This window comes from Acidithiobacillus sp., assembly GCF_049965315.1.
In the GTDB taxonomy this organism is placed as follows: Bacteria; Pseudomonadota; Gammaproteobacteria; order Acidithiobacillales; family Acidithiobacillaceae; genus Acidithiobacillus_B.
On the sequence record NZ_JBMFWL010000017.1, the window covers coordinates 20,586 to 37,839 of the forward strand.

General features: G+C 64.5%; 19 protein-coding genes. 8 read left to right on the forward strand and 11 right to left on the reverse strand.

Annotated features, from left to right (window positions below; translation table 11 throughout):
* Positions 1–218 precede the first annotated feature (218 nt).
* From rpoS to ACP5MM_RS05950, 6 genes are all read right to left on the reverse strand, one after another.
* The gene (gene rpoS / locus ACP5MM_RS05925; protein WP_427932646.1) at positions 219–1,172 is read right to left on the reverse strand and encodes an RNA polymerase sigma factor RpoS; all 954 of its coding nucleotides are present in this window, start codon (positions 1,170–1,172) and stop codon (positions 219–221) included.
* Positions 1,166–1,864, reverse strand: coding sequence for a protein-L-isoaspartate(D-aspartate) O-methyltransferase (locus tag ACP5MM_RS05930; protein WP_427932648.1), 699 nt, complete (start codon positions 1,862–1,864; stop codon positions 1,166–1,168). Before ACP5MM_RS05930 ends, rpoS begins: the two co-directional genes overlap by 7 nt.
* Positions 1,840–2,598 carry a 5'/3'-nucleotidase SurE gene (surE, locus tag ACP5MM_RS05935; RefSeq protein ID WP_427932649.1) on the reverse strand — a complete coding sequence of 253 codons (759 nt, stop codon included), beginning with the start codon at positions 2,596–2,598 and terminating at the stop codon, positions 1,840–1,842. The genes ACP5MM_RS05930 and surE overlap by 25 nt, the downstream gene beginning before the upstream one ends.
* Positions 2,599–2,764: 166 nt before the next feature.
* On the reverse strand, positions 2,765–3,298 hold the full coding sequence (locus ACP5MM_RS05940) for a DUF4124 domain-containing protein (RefSeq protein WP_427932651.1): 534 nt from the start codon (positions 3,296–3,298) through the stop codon (positions 2,765–2,767).
* Between the two features lie 240 nt (positions 3,299–3,538).
* On the reverse strand, positions 3,539–4,954 hold the full coding sequence (gene glnA / locus ACP5MM_RS05945; RefSeq protein WP_427934264.1) for a glutamate--ammonia ligase: 1,416 nt from the start codon (positions 4,952–4,954) through the stop codon (positions 3,539–3,541).
* A gap of 158 nt (positions 4,955–5,112) precedes the next feature.
* A complete protein-coding gene (locus tag ACP5MM_RS05950; protein ID WP_427932654.1) occupies positions 5,113–6,294 on the reverse strand; it encodes a cation diffusion facilitator family transporter in 1,182 nt (393 codons plus the stop codon).
* Between the two features lie 192 nt (positions 6,295–6,486).
* Here ACP5MM_RS05950 and ACP5MM_RS05955 point away from each other — a divergent pair, with 192 nt between their 5' ends.
* Complete coding sequence (locus ACP5MM_RS05955; protein WP_427932656.1) at positions 6,487–6,942, forward strand: rhodanese-like domain-containing protein; 456 nt, start codon at positions 6,487–6,489, stop codon at positions 6,940–6,942.
* Positions 6,943–6,995: 53 nt separating this feature from the next.
* Here the strand turns inward: ACP5MM_RS05955 and ACP5MM_RS05960 are convergent, their stop codons facing one another.
* From ACP5MM_RS05960 to ACP5MM_RS05970, 3 genes are all read right to left on the reverse strand, one after another.
* The gene (locus ACP5MM_RS05960) at positions 6,996–7,796 is read right to left on the reverse strand and encodes a DNA-formamidopyrimidine glycosylase family protein (RefSeq protein ID WP_427932657.1); all 801 of its coding nucleotides are present in this window, start codon (positions 7,794–7,796) and stop codon (positions 6,996–6,998) included.
* A 178-nt stretch (positions 7,797–7,974) separates the two neighbouring features.
* Positions 7,975–8,430, reverse strand: a complete 456-nt coding sequence (locus tag ACP5MM_RS05965; protein WP_427932659.1) for a DUF4168 domain-containing protein — start codon at positions 8,428–8,430, stop codon at positions 7,975–7,977.
* Positions 8,431–8,714: 284 nt separating this feature from the next.
* Positions 8,715–8,966, reverse strand: a complete 252-nt coding sequence (locus ACP5MM_RS05970; RefSeq protein ID WP_427932660.1) for a hypothetical protein — start codon at positions 8,964–8,966, stop codon at positions 8,715–8,717.
* A gap of 256 nt (positions 8,967–9,222) precedes the next feature.
* On the opposite strand from ACP5MM_RS05970, the gene leuS reads away from it, so the two are divergent.
* The 6 genes from leuS to ACP5MM_RS06000 are packed head-to-tail and all read left to right on the forward strand — an operon-like array spanning position 9,223 to position 16,167.
* On the forward strand, positions 9,223–11,697 hold the full coding sequence (gene leuS, locus ACP5MM_RS05975) for a leucine--tRNA ligase (RefSeq protein WP_427934265.1): 2,475 nt from the start codon (positions 9,223–9,225) through the stop codon (positions 11,695–11,697).
* Positions 11,694–12,194, forward strand: a complete 501-nt coding sequence (gene lptE, locus ACP5MM_RS05980) for an LPS assembly lipoprotein LptE (RefSeq protein ID WP_427932664.1) — start codon at positions 11,694–11,696, stop codon at positions 12,192–12,194. Before leuS ends, lptE begins: the two co-directional genes overlap by 4 nt.
* 3 nt (positions 12,195–12,197) lie before the next feature.
* Positions 12,198–13,220: a DNA polymerase III subunit delta gene (holA, locus tag ACP5MM_RS05985; RefSeq protein ID WP_427932666.1), complete on the forward strand. Its 1,023-nt coding sequence runs from the start codon at positions 12,198–12,200 to the stop codon at positions 13,218–13,220.
* 34 nt (positions 13,221–13,254) lie between these two features.
* A complete protein-coding gene (locus ACP5MM_RS05990) occupies positions 13,255–14,511 on the forward strand; it encodes a glutamate-5-semialdehyde dehydrogenase (protein WP_427934266.1) in 1,257 nt (418 codons plus the stop codon).
* Positions 14,492–15,448, forward strand: a complete 957-nt coding sequence (locus ACP5MM_RS05995) for a biotin--[acetyl-CoA-carboxylase] ligase (RefSeq protein ID WP_427932669.1) — start codon at positions 14,492–14,494, stop codon at positions 15,446–15,448. The genes ACP5MM_RS05990 and ACP5MM_RS05995 overlap by 20 nt, the downstream gene beginning before the upstream one ends.
* Positions 15,445–16,167: a type III pantothenate kinase gene (locus tag ACP5MM_RS06000; protein ID WP_427932671.1), complete on the forward strand. Its 723-nt coding sequence runs from the start codon at positions 15,445–15,447 to the stop codon at positions 16,165–16,167. Before ACP5MM_RS05995 ends, ACP5MM_RS06000 begins: the two co-directional genes overlap by 4 nt.
* Positions 16,168–16,245: 78 nt before the next feature.
* Here ACP5MM_RS06000 and ACP5MM_RS06005 read toward each other — a convergent pair whose 3' ends face one another.
* Both ACP5MM_RS06005 and ACP5MM_RS06010 read right to left on the reverse strand, forming a co-directional pair.
* Entirely contained in the window at positions 16,246–16,608 is a 363-nt protein-coding gene (locus tag ACP5MM_RS06005) for a DUF192 domain-containing protein (protein WP_427932674.1), read from the reverse strand.
* A gap of 5 nt (positions 16,609–16,613) precedes the next feature.
* Positions 16,614–16,859 (reverse strand): type II secretion system F family protein, encoded by a 246-nt coding sequence (locus ACP5MM_RS06010; RefSeq protein WP_427934267.1) that lies wholly within the window; start codon positions 16,857–16,859, stop codon positions 16,614–16,616.
* Between the two features lie 201 nt (positions 16,860–17,060).
* On the opposite strand from ACP5MM_RS06010, the gene ACP5MM_RS06015 reads away from it, so the two are divergent.
* Positions 17,061–17,254, forward strand: a 194-nt coding sequence (locus ACP5MM_RS06015) for a hypothetical protein (RefSeq protein ID WP_427934268.1), incomplete at its 3' end; no start/stop codon positions are given.

Sequence of the window (17,254 nt, forward strand, 5' to 3'; positions counted from 1 at the left end):
AAGCGATCTCGGCATGAGCCGGACCTGCCCGTCGGCGGAGGGGTTTTTGCCGCGACTTCGGCCCGCGCCGTCGTTGTTCTAGGCGAAAGCCCGCGCCCGGCAGGCGAACTGTCTGAGCCCGCAGGGCGAGTTTTCGCCTGCCAGCGGGATGAGCCGTAGAACAACAGGCAAGGACCGCCGGAGCAAAAAAACCCCTCCGCCGACGGGCGTATCCGGAATCAGAGATTCGTAAATACGAATTCCGCCGACAGCCCCTCGCTCTCCAGACGATGGCGCAGGGCGAACAGGGCCTCCACCTGAATCTGCCGGACGCGCTCGCGGGTTACCCCCATACGCGCCCCCACCTCTTCGAGGGTGGCGCTTTCCCCCCCGTCCAGGCCGAAGCGCCATTGCAGGACGAGCCGATGTTTCTCCCCCAAGGCCCCTATCCAGACGCGCAACTGATGGTTCAGATCCTTGTCGGCCAGGGTCGCTTCCGGGCCACAGCCGTCGGCATCCGGCAGCACATCCGCCAGGGACTGATCCCCATCACGCCCCATGGGGGCCTCCAGGCTGCTTACCCGCCCGTCCAGCTCCATACAGTCGCGCACATCCGCCACCGGCCGCTCCATGACCGCCGCCACCTCCTCGGCGCTGGGCACGCGCTGGAGGCGCTGGCCAAGACAACGGGCGGCGCGCAGGCAGGCGCTCAGCTCCTTCATGACGTGGATGGGCAGACGCACGGTGCGGGTCTGATTCATGATGGCACGCTCGATGTTCTGGCGAATCCACCAGGTGGCATAGGTGGAGAAGCGAAAACCCCGTTCCGGATCAAACTTCTCCACCGCCCGGATCAAGCCCAGGTTGCCTTCTTCGATGAGGTCCAGCAGCGGCAGGCCGCGATTGACGTAGCGGCGGGCAATGCGCACCACCAGACGCAGATTGCTCTCGATCATGGTGGTGCGGGCGGCGGCATCGCCCGCCTGCACCCGCTGGCCCAGGGCAATTTCCTCGGCAGCCGACAGGAGCGGACTATGGCCGATCTCGCGCAGATAACAGCGAGTCGCATCCCAATCCTGGATATCGGCGGGAATGCTCATCAAGACCTCATCATCCGGCCCACCGCCCAAGGCCTCCGCGGCCTCCTCCGGGATCACCTCGTCGTCATCTTCCGCTTCCGCGCGATTCACCATCCGTGATCTCCTGAAGCTACAGCAACGGTTCCCGCCAGCAGGGGCACGAAATGGCAAGGCCCCAAATCCCTTTCATGGGCGGTGTGCCCATCCCAGCGCAGGTCATGCAAGCGCTGCCCCCTGCCGTCGGCCACCGGCATGACCAAGCGGCCATCCGGCCGGAGTTGGGCAAAGAGCGCGGGCAAGGACCAGGGCGCCGCCGCCGTGATCACTATGGCATCGAAGGGCCCCGCCTCGGCCCAGCCCGCGGCGCCGTCACCATGGCGCAGATGGACGTTGCCCACCCCCAGTTGGGCGAGCTTTTCCCGGGCGCGGAGCAGGAGGGGCTCGATCCGCTCGATGCTATACACTTCGTCCGCCAGGGCCGCCAGGATCGCCGTCTGATAGGCCGAACCCGTACCCACCTCCAGCACTCGCTGCAACGGCTCCGCGGCGGCCGCCGCCGCGGTCATGCGCGCCACGGTCCACGGCTGGGAAATGGTCTGTCCATAGCCGATGGGCAGGGAAACCGGCTCATAGGCGCGGCCGGCCAGGGCCTGGGCCACAAAGCGATGGCGGGGAACCCGTCCCATGGCGGCCAAAACCCGCGCGTCATCGATCCCCTCGGCCTGCAATCGCTGCACCATGCGCGCACGGGTACGCGGCGAGATCATCCCCACTTCGGGGCTCAGGAGCGCGGACGGGTGAGCCACCGGCTCAAATCCTCCAAAAAGGCATAACGGGTCATATCCAGATCCAGTGGAGTGATGGATACGCAGGCACGGCGCACGGCATCGAAGTCCGTGCCCGGACCGGCGTCCGCCTCCCGGCCCGAAGGACCAATCCAGTACACCTGCTCGCCCCGCGGATCCTGGGCGGGGATCACGGCCTCGCTCTTATGGCGGCGGCCCAGGCGGGTCACTTCGGTACCCCGCAAGCGGGCAAAGGGCAGATCCGGCACATTGACATTGAGAATGGTATCGGCGGGCAAGGGGCTGTGCAACAGTCTTTCCACCAGCCCGACCAGCACCTGGGCCGCCGTCGCATAATGGGTACAGTCCTTGCCGGCCAAGGAAACGGCAAGGGCCGGGAGGCCCAGGAAGCGCCCCTCCATGGCCGCCGCCACGGTCCCCGAATAGAGTACGTCATCGCCCATGTTGGCACCCCGATTGATGCCGGAAATGACCATGTCCGGCGCCTCGGCGAAAAGCCCCGTGACCGCCAGGTGAACGCAATCGGTGGGGGTTCCGCCCACCAGATAATGGAAGCCATTGAAGCCGCGCCGCAAGCGCAGGGGGCGGTCGAGGGTGAGCGAGTTGCTGGCCCCGCTGCGGTCCTGCTCGGGGGCCACCACCACCACTTCCCCCAAGGGGGCCATGGCCTCGGCAAGGACCGCAAGGCCCGGCGCCAGATACCCGTCATCGTTACTCAGCAGAAAACGGGGCATTCCTGGGTCTCCCTGGGTCGATACCGATTGGCGGAACCCATGGTAAGCCATCCGCGTGGAGTCGGTCCATCACTTCACTCTCCGGCCATCCCGTCCACCCGGGCGGCTGCGGATGGGCAGCGGCGTTCCCCAGGAATGCTGCCGCCCCGAGCGTGGTCTGGATCGCCTAATGCGCCGCAGCGCCCGCCTGATCCGCACTGGGCACACTGACCATCTGCTGGATCTGGCGCTGCAGCAGGATCACCCGCAACTGCGCGGCATCCATCTGATTTTTGAGGCCATTGACCCTTTCCTGATAACGGACATAGTTTCTTTCGTTACCCAGGCGCACCGCCTTCCCTTCCTCATAGGCCTTGGTCGCCTGCAGCAATTGCAGGCGGGCGGCGGCAAGTTGCGCTTCCATCTGCTGCAGGGCGGGATTCACCGCCGGTTTTGGCGCGGAAATGACTGGGGCCGTTGCGGCGGGCGCAGCCGCCGGACTCGCCGCACCGGTCGGAGTGCTCACCTCCTCCGTGGGCGCGCCGGACACCACTTGGACATCCTTGGCGCCCGGCGGCGGCGTGTTGCCATAGCTGGCCACCCCATGCGCCCCTACCCAGCGATAAATGGTATCGGCACCGCTTGCGGCACTGCCCAGCAAGCCCGCCAAGACGATGGCGAGCCCCAGTCCGGCGCTGGCCGCACCGGCAGCCGTCCTCACCTTGGCCCTTTTCCCAGTCATGGATAACGATTTCGCGTGCAAAACAGTGCCCTCCCTCTGCATAACGCACTATATGGGTGCCTTCCCGCCTGCTGTCAACCTGGCCCCGGCGATCCTGCCGTTGGCGGAGGTGTTTTCAGGACCAAGGCAGCAAAGCCCGCGGCCCGGACAATAAGAAAGCCCCGCCGAAGCGGGGCCGCTAGACACACGCCTCCCGTCAGGGAAGGCGCTTAGCAGGACTCAGAGGCTGTAGTACATCTGAAACTCCACCGGATGGGTGGTCATGCGCAAGGTCTGCACCTCCGCCCATTTCACGTCCAGATACCCTTCCAGCCAGCTCTCGCTGAATACACCGCCCTTCATCAGGAACTCATGGTCGGCTTCCAGGGCATGCAGGGCCTCCTCCAGAGAAGCGCAGACGCCGGGGATGTCCTTGAGCTCTTCGGGCGGCAGGTCATAGAGGTTCTTGTCCATGGCGTCTCCCGGATGGATCTTGTTCTGGATCCCGTCCAGGCCCGCCATCAGCATGGCGGTAAACGCGAAATAGGGGTTCGCGGTCGAATCCGGGAAGCGCACCTCGATACGCCGGCCCTTGGGGTTGGTCACAAAGGGGATGCGGATGGAGGCGGAACGGTTGCGCGCCGAGTAGGCCAGAAGGACCGGGGCCTCGAAGTGGGGCACCAGGCGCTTGTAGCTGTTGGTGCTGGGATTGGTGAGGGCGTTGATGGCCTTGGCATGCTTGATGATGCCGCCGATGTAATAGAGGGCCGTCTCCGAAAGACCGCCGTAGAGGTCGCCGGCAAAGAGATTCTTGCCGTCCTTGCTCAGGGACATATGCACATGCATGCCGCTGCCGTTGTCGCCGACAATGGGCTTGGGCATGAAGGTGGCGGTCTGACCGTAGGCAGCGGCGACATTGTGGATCACGTACTTGAGGATCTGCACCTCGTCGGCCTTGCGGGTCAGGGTGTTGGCAGCCACGCCGATCTCGTGCTGGCCGGCCGTGGCCACTTCATGGTGATGCACTTCGACGGACAGGCCCATTTCTTCCATGGCCAGGCACATGGCCGAACGCAGGTCCTGGGCGGAATCCACCGGTGGTACGGGAAAATAACCACCCTTGACCCCCGGCCGGTGGCCCATGTTGCCGGATTCGTACTCCTTGCCCGAGTTCCACGCGGCCTCTTCGGAGTCGACCTTGTAGCCGCAGCCGCTCATATCAATGTTCCAGGTCACGGAGTCGAAGACAAAGAATTCGTTTTCCGGCCCGAACAGGGCGCTATCGGCAATGCCGGTGCTCTTGAGATAGGCCTCGGCGCGCTTGGCCACGGAGCGCGGATCGCGCTCATAGCCCTGGCCGGTAGCCGGTTCAATGACATCGCAGCGGATGATCAGGGTCGTTTCGTCGGTGAAAGGATCGAGAACGGCGCTGGCGGCTTCCGGGAGGAGGATCATGTCCGATTCATTGATGCCTTTCCAGCCGGCGATGGACGAGCCGTCAAAGGCCTTGCCATCGACAAAGGTCTTTTCCTCAATGGTGTGGCCGGGCACCGAGACATGCTGTTCCTTGCCTTTGGTATCGGTAAAGCGAAAATCAACAAATTTGACATCCTTGTCCTGAATCAGTTTGACCACATCAGCGGGATTGTAACCCATTGCCATCTCCTCTATGTTTGAAAACTATTCCGTTTCGTAGCCCATAATGTAAACAAATATCATGCCATCCGCTATCCAACCGGCATCCTGATCATGAAACATGTGATCCCTTCCAATGGACCGCACCGTTTTTGTGCAGCCAATCTGGAGTTGCACCATCATGAGGCGAAACGGATCCGGTCTCCGCTGTCGCCATGGCGCCACAATACGCCAATCCGGACTACCCCGGGAATCCCGCCGTCCAAGGCACGATGAATAGACCACTCCTGCTGGTGAAGGCTATCCAAAGCCCCCGCCGACGGCAAGAGATACTGCAGACGGGCCTCGACACTACCACCGAGATAGTGCAGGGTCACCTGTTCAGGCAGAGGCAACTGGGCGGCCAGGAGCGCCTGCCGGATGGCCGCCTCGATCTGGCTGCGCGCCGGCAAGACCGGCGAGCCCTGCTCATCATTCTCGCTGTCGATATGAATGGTGGCATCCATGAGGTCCGTCACCTGCCGCAACAGGACCATGCGCACCCGCTCGGCGATCTGATGCCCTTCGGAAACGCTCAGGGTCGGCGCCACCTGCAGATGCACCTCGGCCAGGGCTTGATGACCCATCTTGCGGGTCTTGAGCAGATGCAGGTCGCGCACCCCTTCAGTGCCAAGGATGATCGCGCGGATTTCCTGCAGGGTGGCATCGTCCAGACCACGATCCGCCAATTCTTGAATGGCCTCCCAGGCCGTCACCGCACCGATGCGCAGGACCATCAGCGCAACCACCAGGGCCACTACGGAATCGAGATAGGGGAAGCCCAGCCGACTGCCGCCAATACCGATGAAGACGATGACGCTGGAGATGGCGTCCGTGCGATGATCCCAGGCGTTGGCGCGCAATGCGGCAGAACGGTTGCGGCGAGCCACACGGATGGTGAGCTGGTACAGGGTTTCCTTGGCGACAATGGCAAAGGCAGCGATGTATAGCGTCCAGCTAGCGGGGACGACGAAGTGTCCGGCAAGCAGGCGTTGCACCGCCTCCACCCCAATCCAGGCGCCGTTGACCGCCAGCAGGGAGCCGGTGGCCAGCGCGGCGAGGGTTTCGAAGCGCTCATGACCGTAAGGGTGCTCCTGATCCGGGGGCTGGCTGCTGAAACGCATGGCCAGGATCAGGCCAAAGTCCGAGAGAAGGTCCGACAGGGAATGGACGGCATCGGCCACCAGCGCCTGGGAGTGGCCGAAAATACCTCCCGCCAGCTTGATAAAAAAGAGCGCGACATTGGTGGCCGCACCCATCAGGGTGATGCGCAGATTCTGTCGCCCCCGCTCCTTGCGGCTCACCGGTTCCACTGTCGCCACGCCCTTGCTCCGCCTCATGGCAAATTCACGCCAAGCACCCATGCCAATTGATGAACCACGATTCCCGGCCGTGCCCAGGGATTCCTTCCACCTATATAATCGTTGTATAATTTTTCATCCGGTCTTGTTTGCAGTGTAAAACAAGAAACAAGATCCCGCCATCAGGGCAATTATCGCTAAACGAGGTGAAAAATGCAGCCCACCATCGATGAAATTTTGTCCCGCGCCCATGCGCGCACGCAGGCCAGCGGCAAGATCCATGCGGGAGACCTGACCCCGGAGGAAGCGCATGCCATCCTCCAGGCCAACCCCAAGGCCCTGCTCATTGATGTGCGATCCCATCCGGAACTGGATTTTGCCGGGCTGGTTCCCGGTTGTTGCCATGTCCCCTGGCAACTCTATCCGGGCATGACCCCCAATCCCCACTTCACCACTGAAATCACCCAGCATGCCCAACCCGGCGACCTGCTGCTCCTGCTCTGCCGCACCGGCGGGCGCTCCCTGGCGGCCGCCGAACACCTGGCCGCCCTCGGCTACCAGCACTGTTACAACATCCTGGGCGGCCTGGAGGGGCGGCCCAACGAAGAGGGTGTGCGGGGAACGGTGGAAGGCTGGAAGGCGGCGGGTCTACCCTGGCGGCACAAGTAACCCGATGGCGGAGCGGCTCGGGAAACAGGCGCCGCTCCGCAATCCGGCCAGCCCTACTGCTGGCAGGCCGGGCAAAAGAGGGCGTTCTTGCCGCCCACCGCCAGCGTCTCCAGTGGCCCGCCACAGCTTGGACAATGCCCGTCCTGGTGATGGCGGGTGAGATAGGTCTTGGGCAAGAGGCTAGGCTTGGCCTGACAGCGCACCGCCCGCTCCAGCACCCGTGGAATCTGCTCCAGGAGCCGGCCACGCTCTTCCTCGCTGAGACTCGGGGCCGTTCGATCAGGGCGGATGCGGGCCTGAAAGAGGATCTCATCGGCCCAGGTGCCGCCAATCCCCGGCACAAAGGCATCATCCAGGAGGATGTTCCGCACGGCGCTCCGCCGTCGCGCCAGGGCGTCGCGCAAAACGCCGAGGCCGTCATGCACCAGCAGCGGATCGGGCCCTAGCTTGGTAAGGAAATCGACATCGGCATTTTCGTCCAGGAGCCGCAGGCGATTGTGCAACTGGGTCCCCTGCAGGCGCAGGCGGTTATTGCCGTTGAGATGAATCTCCAGCGCCCCCCGCTGGCCTTCTTCCCCCTCGACCGCCGCCGGGCCGCGTTCCAGATCTCCCGTCAGTTCGCCGCCAAGGTTCATGGCCAGAATGTCCTGGCGGTTCAACTCCAGGAAGAGGTAATGGCCGTAGCGGCGCACATCGGTGATTTCCCGCCCCTTGAGCGCCTCGTCTTCCATGCCCGCGCCATCGGCCACCTGCTCACCCCGGGCGTTGCTGATCTGCAGGGCGCCTATCCGCTTGTGCAGCATGGCCCGCTTGAGCCTCTCTTTCAGTAATTCGATCTCCGGCAATCCTGCCATATCGTCCCGTCCGCCCCCATTTTTCGCGCAATTTTCCTGGAGCGTAGTCTAAACCCCTTTGCGTAGCGCGCCAATGGCCCGATTTTGCGCAATGGGTCGCGCCGAATCGGGCCATTCCTGCCGCCGGTATCCGCGTCTCCCCGATACCGGATCCACCCCGGCGAACCCGGGGCCGGTTTTATGGATGGGCCTTGATGGCGGCCTCCACCTGCTGTGCAAAGGTTGGATCGGTCTGTGCCTTATTCATGAGGTCGCCGTATTCCTGCACCGTAAGGTGATGGGCAGAAAGCACCGCCTGAACCTTGGCACCATACTGCTTCATCAAGGTTTCCCGCTGCGCCGCGGACACGCTTTTTGCCCCCAGATCGTGATGGATCTGCTCATTCAAAGGCTTGATCTGGGTAACGGCGGCAGCGAAACGCTGGACCTCGGCCTGGCTCACCGCCGGCGAACCCTGGCCTTGTGCAGGACCCATGGGCGACGATGCGGACGGACCCTGTCCAGCGCTCATTCCCATCGGGGACGATTGCTGCTGGGGGCCGGACATCGGCATCTCCGTATTGGCCATCGCCCAACCGGCTCCCGCAACAAATAAACCAAGACCAACCATCACACTCCATAGTCGAAACTGCATAATATTCCTCCTCATATCGGCGATTACAGCAAGCAAGCGCAAGCACAATCTTCACCAGACCGACATCTCCAGATGCCGATCCAAATCCGCTTGCATTTTCACCGTAACGCATCATGGCGGAGATGGCAAGTATCATCAACACATGGGTTACAAATGATCTTAATGCGTTGTTATCATTTGCTAATATTCAGTTGAAAAGAAATAAATATTGTTCAGAAGAGATGGGTAATAGTGTTTATCCATAACCCAACAATCGTTGCAACAAACCCACAGACAACCCCGGTCTAGCCGTTTTCCAGTGACTGGATCCGCGCCTCCCGATAAAAATGGAAGGGGGGCCGACCGGAGCATCCGGAAATGTTGCCCGGCGGCACAGCACCCGCCGAGAACTCACTCGCCCTTGCGCCGGGGTAAAGATATTCAGCATTCATCATCATGGCACTTTTAAAAAGCAGATCTTTCAGCAGCAGGCCCCTGGCCTTTTCCGCCTCTCTCTCGATCCCTTGCTCGTCGGCGCTGAGGCGGATATTTTCCATCGCCGTTCCTCTTTTGCGGGTCTGGAAAATATTGTCCAAACGCCGCCTGCGGAGGAAATTCCGCAGCGGCGGGCAGAGAGAGGGAGGCGAATGCCCATCCCTCCGCGCCTGCAAGGGCTAGCCGATCCTTGCGATGGGCTCCCGGGCTATGGCACCCTGCGGCCGGCAGCCCCCATGACGGGGTGCGTTTGCAGTTTTTCGAAGTGCCCTTATGATGTTCCCTTGACCCACTTCTCCTTCGAGATCCCCAGGAGCCATGACCAGCCAGGATACCCCCCCTTATTCCCCGCAGACACTGGAAGGCGAGGTGCAGCGCCGTTGGCAGGAACAGCAGCTTTTCCGCGCCGTGGACGATGCCCCGGGCGAAAAATTCTACTGCCTGTCCATGTTCCCCTATCCTTCGGGCCAGTTGCACATGGGCCACGTGCGCAATTACAGCATTGGCGACGCCATTGCCCGCTACCAACGCATGCGCGGCAGGCAGGTGCTCCAGCCCATGGGCTGGGACGCCTTTGGCCTGCCGGCGGAAAACGCCGCCCTGAAACACGGCCTGGCCCCGGCGCAGTGGACCCTCGACAACATCGCCCACATGCGCGGGCAACTGCAGCGGCTGGGGCTGTCCTACGATTGGTCGCGGGAGTTTGCCACCTGTACACCGGAATATTATCGCTGGGAGCAATGGCTCTTTGTGCGGCTCTGGGAAAAGGGCCTGGTCTACCAGAAACTCGGCACCGTCAACTGGGACCCGGTGGACCAGACGGTGCTGGCCAATGAACAAGTGGTGGACGGGCGCGGCTGGCGTTCCGGGGCCGTGGTGGAGCGGCGCGAGATCCGCCAGTGGTTTCTGCGCATCACCGCCTATGCCGACGAACTCCTGAGCGACCTGGAGCATCTGGCCGAAGGCTGGCCGGAGCAGGTCTTGAGCATGCAGCGCAACTGGATCGGCCGTTCGGAAGGCGCGGAGATCCAGTTCCCCCTGACTACCGGCGAGGGCGGCATCAAGGTCTTCACCACCCGTCCCGACACCCTCCTGGGGGCCACCTATCTCGCCATCGCGCCGGAACACCCGCTGGCCCTGGCGGCCGCCCGGACGCAACCAGAACTGGCCGCCTTCCTCGAACGCTGCCGGCATGTGGCCGTCTCCGAAGCGACGATGGAAACCCAGGAAAAAGAGGGCCATCCCACCGGCATCACCGTGCACCATCCCCTGACCGGCCAACCCCTGCCCGTCTGGGTGGCCAATTTCGTCCTCATGGGCTATGGCGAGGGCGCCGTCATGAGCGTACCCGCCCACGATCAGCGGGACTTCGAGTTTGCCCGGAAATACGGCCTGCCGATCCAGGTGGTGGTGGTCCCGGAGGGAGAGGAAATCCCATCCGGCATCCTCGAGCAGGCCTACACCGGGTCGGGCCGCCTCGTCCATTCCGGCATCTACGACGGGTTGGACAACGAGACGGCCAAGGCCCGCATCACCGCCGCCGTAGCGGCAGTGGGCCTCGGGCAGAAAACGGTGAACTACCGCCTGCGCGATTGGGGCATCTCCCGGCAGCGCTATTGGGGTACCCCCATCCCCATGATCCACTGCCCCCGCTGCGGCGTGGTACCGGTGCCCGAACAAGACCTGCCCGTGGTCCTGCCCACCCATTACCACTTGGACAACCCCCGCTCCCCGCTCCTGGACGACCCCGAGTTTTACCGGGTACCCTGTCCCCAGTGCGGTGGCGAGGCGCGGCGGGAAACGGACACCATGGACACCTTCGTGGAGAGTTCCTGGTACTACGCCCGCTTCACCTGCCCGGATGCCGCCGCCATGCTGGATGAGCGCGCTGCCCGCTGGCTGCCGGTGGATCAGTACATCGGCGGTGTCGAACATGCCGTTCTGCACCTGCTCTACGCACGTTTTTTCAATAAGCTCCTGCGGGACACCGGCCTGCTCCCGGCGGATGGCGCCCACGATGAACCCTTCCGCCGCCTCCTGACCCAGGGCATGGTGCTCAAGGACGGCAGCAAGATGAGCAAGTCCAAGGGCAACACCGTGGATCCCCAGGGCCTCATCGACCGCTATGGCGCGGACACGGCCCGGCTCTTCATCCTCTTTGCCGCGCCGCCGGAGCAACACCTGGAGTGGTCCGACACGGCGGTGGAGGGGGCCTATCGCTTCCTCAACCGGGTCTGGCGCCTGGTCCATGAATACGGCCAGACACCGCCGCCCCTGCCGGCGACCCTTTCGGCCGAGGCCCGGGACCTGCGCCGGCTCGTCCATCAGTGCATCGACCGGGTCAGCAGCAACATGGATGGACGCTACCATTTCAACGCCGCCATTGCCGCCATCATGGAGCTCAACAATGCGCTGATGAAAGTACCCGGCGACGCCCCGGCGGATCTCCGCGCCGTGCTCGGGGAGGGCTTGCGCTCCATGGCGCTGCTCCTCTCGCCCTTCGCGCCGCACATTGCCGAGGCCCTCTGGCGACGGCTTGGGCAGGAGGGGGAACTCAGCTTCGCCCCCTGGCCCAACGCCGACCCGGAAGCCCTCCAAAGCAGCACCGTCACCCTCGTCATTCAGGTCAACGGCAAGCTGCGGGAACGCCTGGAGGTGCCCGCCGATGCCGATGCCGGGAGCACCGAGGCCCTGGTCCTGGCCTACCCTCCGCTGCAGAAGCATCTGGCGGGACTGAGCGTGCGCAAGGTGGTGGTCGTGCCGGGCCGCCTCGTGAATGTGGTGGCCCAATGAAACGGCTGCTGCTGGCCATGGGCCTCGCCCTCAGCCTGAGCGCCTGCGGCTTTCACCTGCAGGATGGCGCCAGCATTCCGCCAACCCTGGCGGGCCTGCGGGTGGAAGGCAACGGTCCGGCGGGAGGCAGCCTCGCCCAGGCAACGGCCAGGGCACTGGAGCGGGAGGGCAATTACCCGCAGAAGACCGGTCCGGTGCTACGCATCGACAATGCCGGCATCAGCCAGCGCATCATCAGCATCAGTCCGACGAGCGGCGCCGCCGTGGAGTTCCTCAACACCCTGCGCGCCGAAATCAGCGTTGTCGGGGCGGACGGCAAGACCCTGCTGCCGCCGCAGCCGCTCCTCCTGGAAAACAGCTTCAGCTTCAACAGCGCCAATCCGCTGGCCACCAGCGAGCAACAGAACACCGCGCAACGCACGATGCTCCGCCAGGCGGCCCAGCAAATCCTGGCCCGCGTGCTCAACAGCCCCCGCTTCCGCGAGGCCCGGCCCTAAGCCATGCGCCTCAAGGCGGCCCAGTGGTCGGCTCATCTGCGCGGCACCCTGGCCAGCGCCTACGGCCTTTTCGCCGACGATCCCCTTCTCACCCAGGAGGCCGAAGACGCCCTCCTGGCCGCCGCCCGGCAACAGGGCTACGCCCAGCGCGAGCGCCTGAACGGTGGGAACACCGCGCCCTGGGAGCGCATGAAAGACGAGCGTGATGCCGGCTCCCTCTTTGCCGAGCGCCGCGTCCTGCTGTTGCGCCTGGATAGCCCCAAGCCCCCCCGGGAAGGGGCGGCGGCGCTGGATTACTGGCTCGCATCGCCGCCAGAGGATGTCATCCTCGTCATCAGCGGCGCCCGCCCCGATGCCAACACCCAGAAGAGCGTCTGGTTCAAGACCCTGGAGAGCAAGGGCCATACCCTCATCCTCTACGCCCCGGAGGGGAAAGACTGGCCGCGCTGGGTCGAGGCGCGCCTCGCTCAGGCGGGTCTGCACGCCGATGCCGAGGCAGTGCAGGTCCTCAGCAGCCTCAGCGAAGGCAATCTGCTGGCCTGCAGCCAGTCCATCGCCCGCCTGCAGCAGTTGATGGGCAAGGGGCAGGTGGATGCGGCGGCGGTGCGGGCGGTGCTGGCCGACAGCAGCCAGTTCAGCATCTACGATCTCGCCGACGCCGCCCTGCGCGGCGAGCCGCGCCATGCCCTGCGCATCCTGGACCGCCTGCGCCAAGGCGACGGCGAGCCGACCCTCTGCCTCTGGGCCCTGCACCGGGACTGCCGACTGCTCCTGCAATTGCAGGACCCCCAGGTTCAGGCCGGCAGTCTGTTCAACAAGGCGCGCATCTTCCCCCCGCGGCAGGACTGGCTGCGCAATGCTGCCCGCCGCCTGAGCACCGCCAGCCTGCTCACGGCCCTGCAGGATTGCGCCGCCGTTGACGCCCGCATCAAGGGCCAGGACCCCACCCCCGTCTGGCCCGCCCTGGCGGATCTGGTCCTGCGCATTGCCGGCCCCGGCCCGAGCGGGCACAATAAGGCCCATTGAGCCCACGTCCCCCATGCCCAGCAAGGAGACCCCTGTGGATATCCAGAGCGAAATGGACAAGATCGGCACCCGCGCCCGCGCCGCCCAGAACCAGTTGCAGCGGGCCAAAACCGGCGCCAAGAATGAAGCCCTGGCCAGCATGGCCGAATTCCTGCGCCGCGATGCCGACGACCTCCAGCGGGCCAACCGCAAGGATCTGCGCGTTGCCGAAGAGGGTGGGCGCGATGCCGCCTTTCTCGACCGCCTGCGCCTGGATGAGGGGCGCATCGAGGCCATGGCCAAAGGTCTGGAGGAGGTCGCCGCCCTGCCCGACCCCGTGGGCGAGATCACCGACCTGCGCTATCGTCCCAGCGGCATCCAGGTGGGCAAGATGCGCGTCCCCATCGGCGTCATCGCCATGATCTACGAATCCCGCCCCAACGTCACCGCCGACGCCGCCGGCCTCTGCCTCAAGTCGGGCAACGCCGTCATCCTCCGCGGCGGCTCCGAGTCCCTGCACAGCAACATGGCCATCGCCGAACGCCTGCGCGCCGCCCTCGGCCGCGCCCGCCTGCCCTTGGACGCGGTGCAGTACGTGGGCACCGCCGACCGCGAGGCCGTGAGCGTGCTCGTCCGCATGGATGCCTTCGTGGACGTGGTCATTCCCCGGGGCGGCAAGGGCCTCATCGAGCGCATCAGCCGGGAGGCCACCGTACCGGTCATCAAGCATCTCCATGGCAACTGCCACGTCTACGTGGACGCCAGCGCCGACCCGGACAAGGCCCTGCGCGTGGTGGTGAACGCCAAGACCCAGCGCCTGGGCACCTGCAACACCGCCGAGAGCCTCCTGGTCCATGCCGCGCGCGCGGGCGATCTCCTCCCGGCCATCGCCCAGGCCCTGCAGGGGAAGGGCATCGAGATCCGCGCCTGCCCCCGCAGCCTGCCCCTCATCCCCGGCGCCATCGCCGCCGGCGAAGACGATTATTACGCGGAATACCTGGGCCCCATCATCTCGGTCAAGGTGGTGGACGGGCTCGACGCCGCCATCGCCCACATCAACACCTACGGCTCCCAGCACACCGACGCCATCCTCACCGAGGACCTGGGCAGCGCCCAGCGCTTCCTGCGCGAGGTGGACTCCAGTTCCGTCATGGTCAACGCCTCCACCCGCTTCGCCGACGGCTTCGAGTACGGCCTGGGCGCCGAAATCGGCATCTCCACCAACCGCCTGCACGTGCGCGGCCCCGTAGGCCTGGAAGGCCTCACCACCCAGAAATGGATCGTCCTGGGAGATGGCCATATCCGCGCCTGAACAGGGGCCGTCGGCGGACCTGCTCGCCCTGCTGGCGATCCTCGCCGACGGTCTTCCCCACCCACCCTGCGCCCTGCCCCTGGCTGCAGCGTCTTTGGAAAAAGCGCTGGCCGAGGCCGGACACTGGGGCCTGCCCCTCCAAAGGGAAGAAGGCGGGCAACTGCGTCTGCACTATCCTTACCCCCCCCTGCGGGCTGCTGCCGTCGCCCAAGGAGCCGGCTGGGACCCGGCCCTGGTCGTCGTCCTGCCGTGGTGCGACTCCAGCAACGAGCGGCTGCGCCGCCTCCATCCGGGACCACGGGCACTCCTCTGCGAAGGGCAATGGGCCGGCAGGGGGCGGCGCGGCCGGCGCTGGTCCTCCCCCTTCGGCCGCCACCTCTACCTCAGCCTCTCCTGGCCCGTCGCTGCCCTCCCCGAGCAGGGCAGCGTGGCCCTGGTGGCCGCCCTGAGCGTCTATCAGGTCCTGCATTCCCTCGGGATTCCCGGCCTGGGCGTCAAATGGCCCAACGATCTCTGGGTAAACGAACGCAAGCTGGCGGGCATTCTCGTCGAGGCCATTTCCCAAATGGGCCAGCCCCGCCTCATCATCGGCCTTGGCCTCAACGTCCACGCCGACCCCGCCCTGCCCCCCGGGGCCGTCAGCCTGCACGATCTGGACGTAAAAATGGATCGCAACGCCCTCGCCGGCGGCATCCTGGCGCAATGGGAAGCCGATCTGCGCCGCTACGGAGAAGAAGGATTCACCGCCTTTCTCTCCCGCTGGCAAGAGGCCGATTGCCTGGCCGGACGCCGGGTGCAGGTCTCCGCACCGAACGGCGTCCGGCATGGCCGGGCGCAAGGGATCGATATGCACGGTCGGCTCATCCTGGAGGACGAGAGCGGTCTCCACACCATCGCCATGGGCGAGGCGAGCCTGCGTCCCGCGGCCGCGCCATGATCCTCATCGCCATCGGCAACACCCACGCCCTCCTGGCCGAAAGCACGGACGGGAAGCATTTCGCCGTTCTGCGCCTGCCCACGGCAGCCGCCGATCCCGGCCAGCTTCCCGCCCCCTGGCCGGAAAAGCTGCGCCAAGAGTCAGTATTCCTCGGCGGCGTCGTCCCCCATGCCGCCCAAGCCTGGGCGCAGACTCTCAGCCGCCTGGGCATCCCGGCGCGCGAACCCGATCCCGCCGTCTTCCAGCGCCGGGTGCCCCACGCCTACACCCCCGCCGCCAGCCTTGGCTTCGACCGCTGCTGCTGCCTCCTGGCCGCCGCCCTGGACTACCCCCATCAGGACAGCATCGTCATCGACGCCGGCACCGCCGTCACCATCGACCTCTACGCCCAAGGCCGCTTCCAGGGCGGCCGCATTTTGCCGGGCCTGACCATGAGCCTGCTCGCCCTCGCCCAGGGCACCGCCCTCCTGCCGGATTTGTCCCCGGAGGGAGATATCCCCTTCCTCGGCAACGACACCGCCGCCAGCATCCGCTCGGGGGTCTACCACATGCTCGCCAGCGCCCTCCAAGGTGCCATCACCCAATACCGCCAGCGCGCCCCCAATGCCCAGATCATCCTTACCGGCGGCGACGCCCCCCGCTTCCTTCCCACCCTCCCCGCCACACAGCACATTCCCCAATTGCTGTTGCGCGGTTTTTATCTGTGGGCACAAGGCTGAGGCGCGCTGGACTGCTCACACCTCAAGAGACCATCTATACCCAGCAATACCGGGCGGCACATCGCCACCACCTGGTGCTCATGCCGCCGTGCTCTCCGTGCTGATCGAACTCCATTCCAGCCGCTGGCCCTCGGCAATCCCCAAGCGCGCAATGCTGCCTGCGGCGATTTCCAGGGTGGCCCATGCCCCCCGACAGAATTCTAGTCCATAGGGCTTCACTCCCTCACGGCAGGCCAAGACCGTCTGCTCTCGATCCAGAAACACGATGTCCAAAGGAAATCTCATACCCCAAGTATGCACACTCGCGCAGGGCATCAGCAGCAATCCTTGTTCGTCATGAAGCACTGACCTGCCTAAAAGGCCCTGCAATCGGCCCCAAAAACCGGCGGCCAGAACCACCTCGGACCAGAGAACCTGCGTATTGCGCCGGATCGCGCCCACGACCTTCAAAATCCGCCTTCCTGAATGAATTTCATATAGATGACGAAGGCCAGCATCAGAAAGGTGATCGGGAAAATGAACACCACAAGGGGGGCCAGAAGCTTCACCGGAGCTTCCAAGGCCAATTTCTCGGCACGCAAGAAACGCTCTTCACGACGTTGTTCCGCCTGCGCCTGCAACACCGGCCCGAGATCGCCGCCCCGTTCTTCGGTCTGGATGAGCGCGCTGACCAGGCTGCGTACCTCCGTCAATGTGACACCCCCTGATGAAACGCATTTTTCGCGGCTGCAAATCAGCCTGCGCCATCCGGGGCAGACAGATTGGCCCGATCTATGGGAGAATGGCATCGCCATCTTCGCCGGCTGCCGGCCAAGCGCTCGCCCAGGTGCCATGCCGATCGGCAAGGGACGGAGATCCGTGCTCCAACACATTGATCAAATACGGGACGGACCATGAACCGTGACGACCAGGAAGCAGTGGAATCATTAATCCATGAGTTCAGACAGACGCTGCCGGACATTTCGGCCACGGAGTTTGAGGTCTTTGCGCAAAAACAATACATTGCCAAAATAGAACGGAACAGAAAACTTTCCATAGCTGCATCGGTGATTACCTTTCCAACAATCATCGTGGTGTTTTTTGGCTC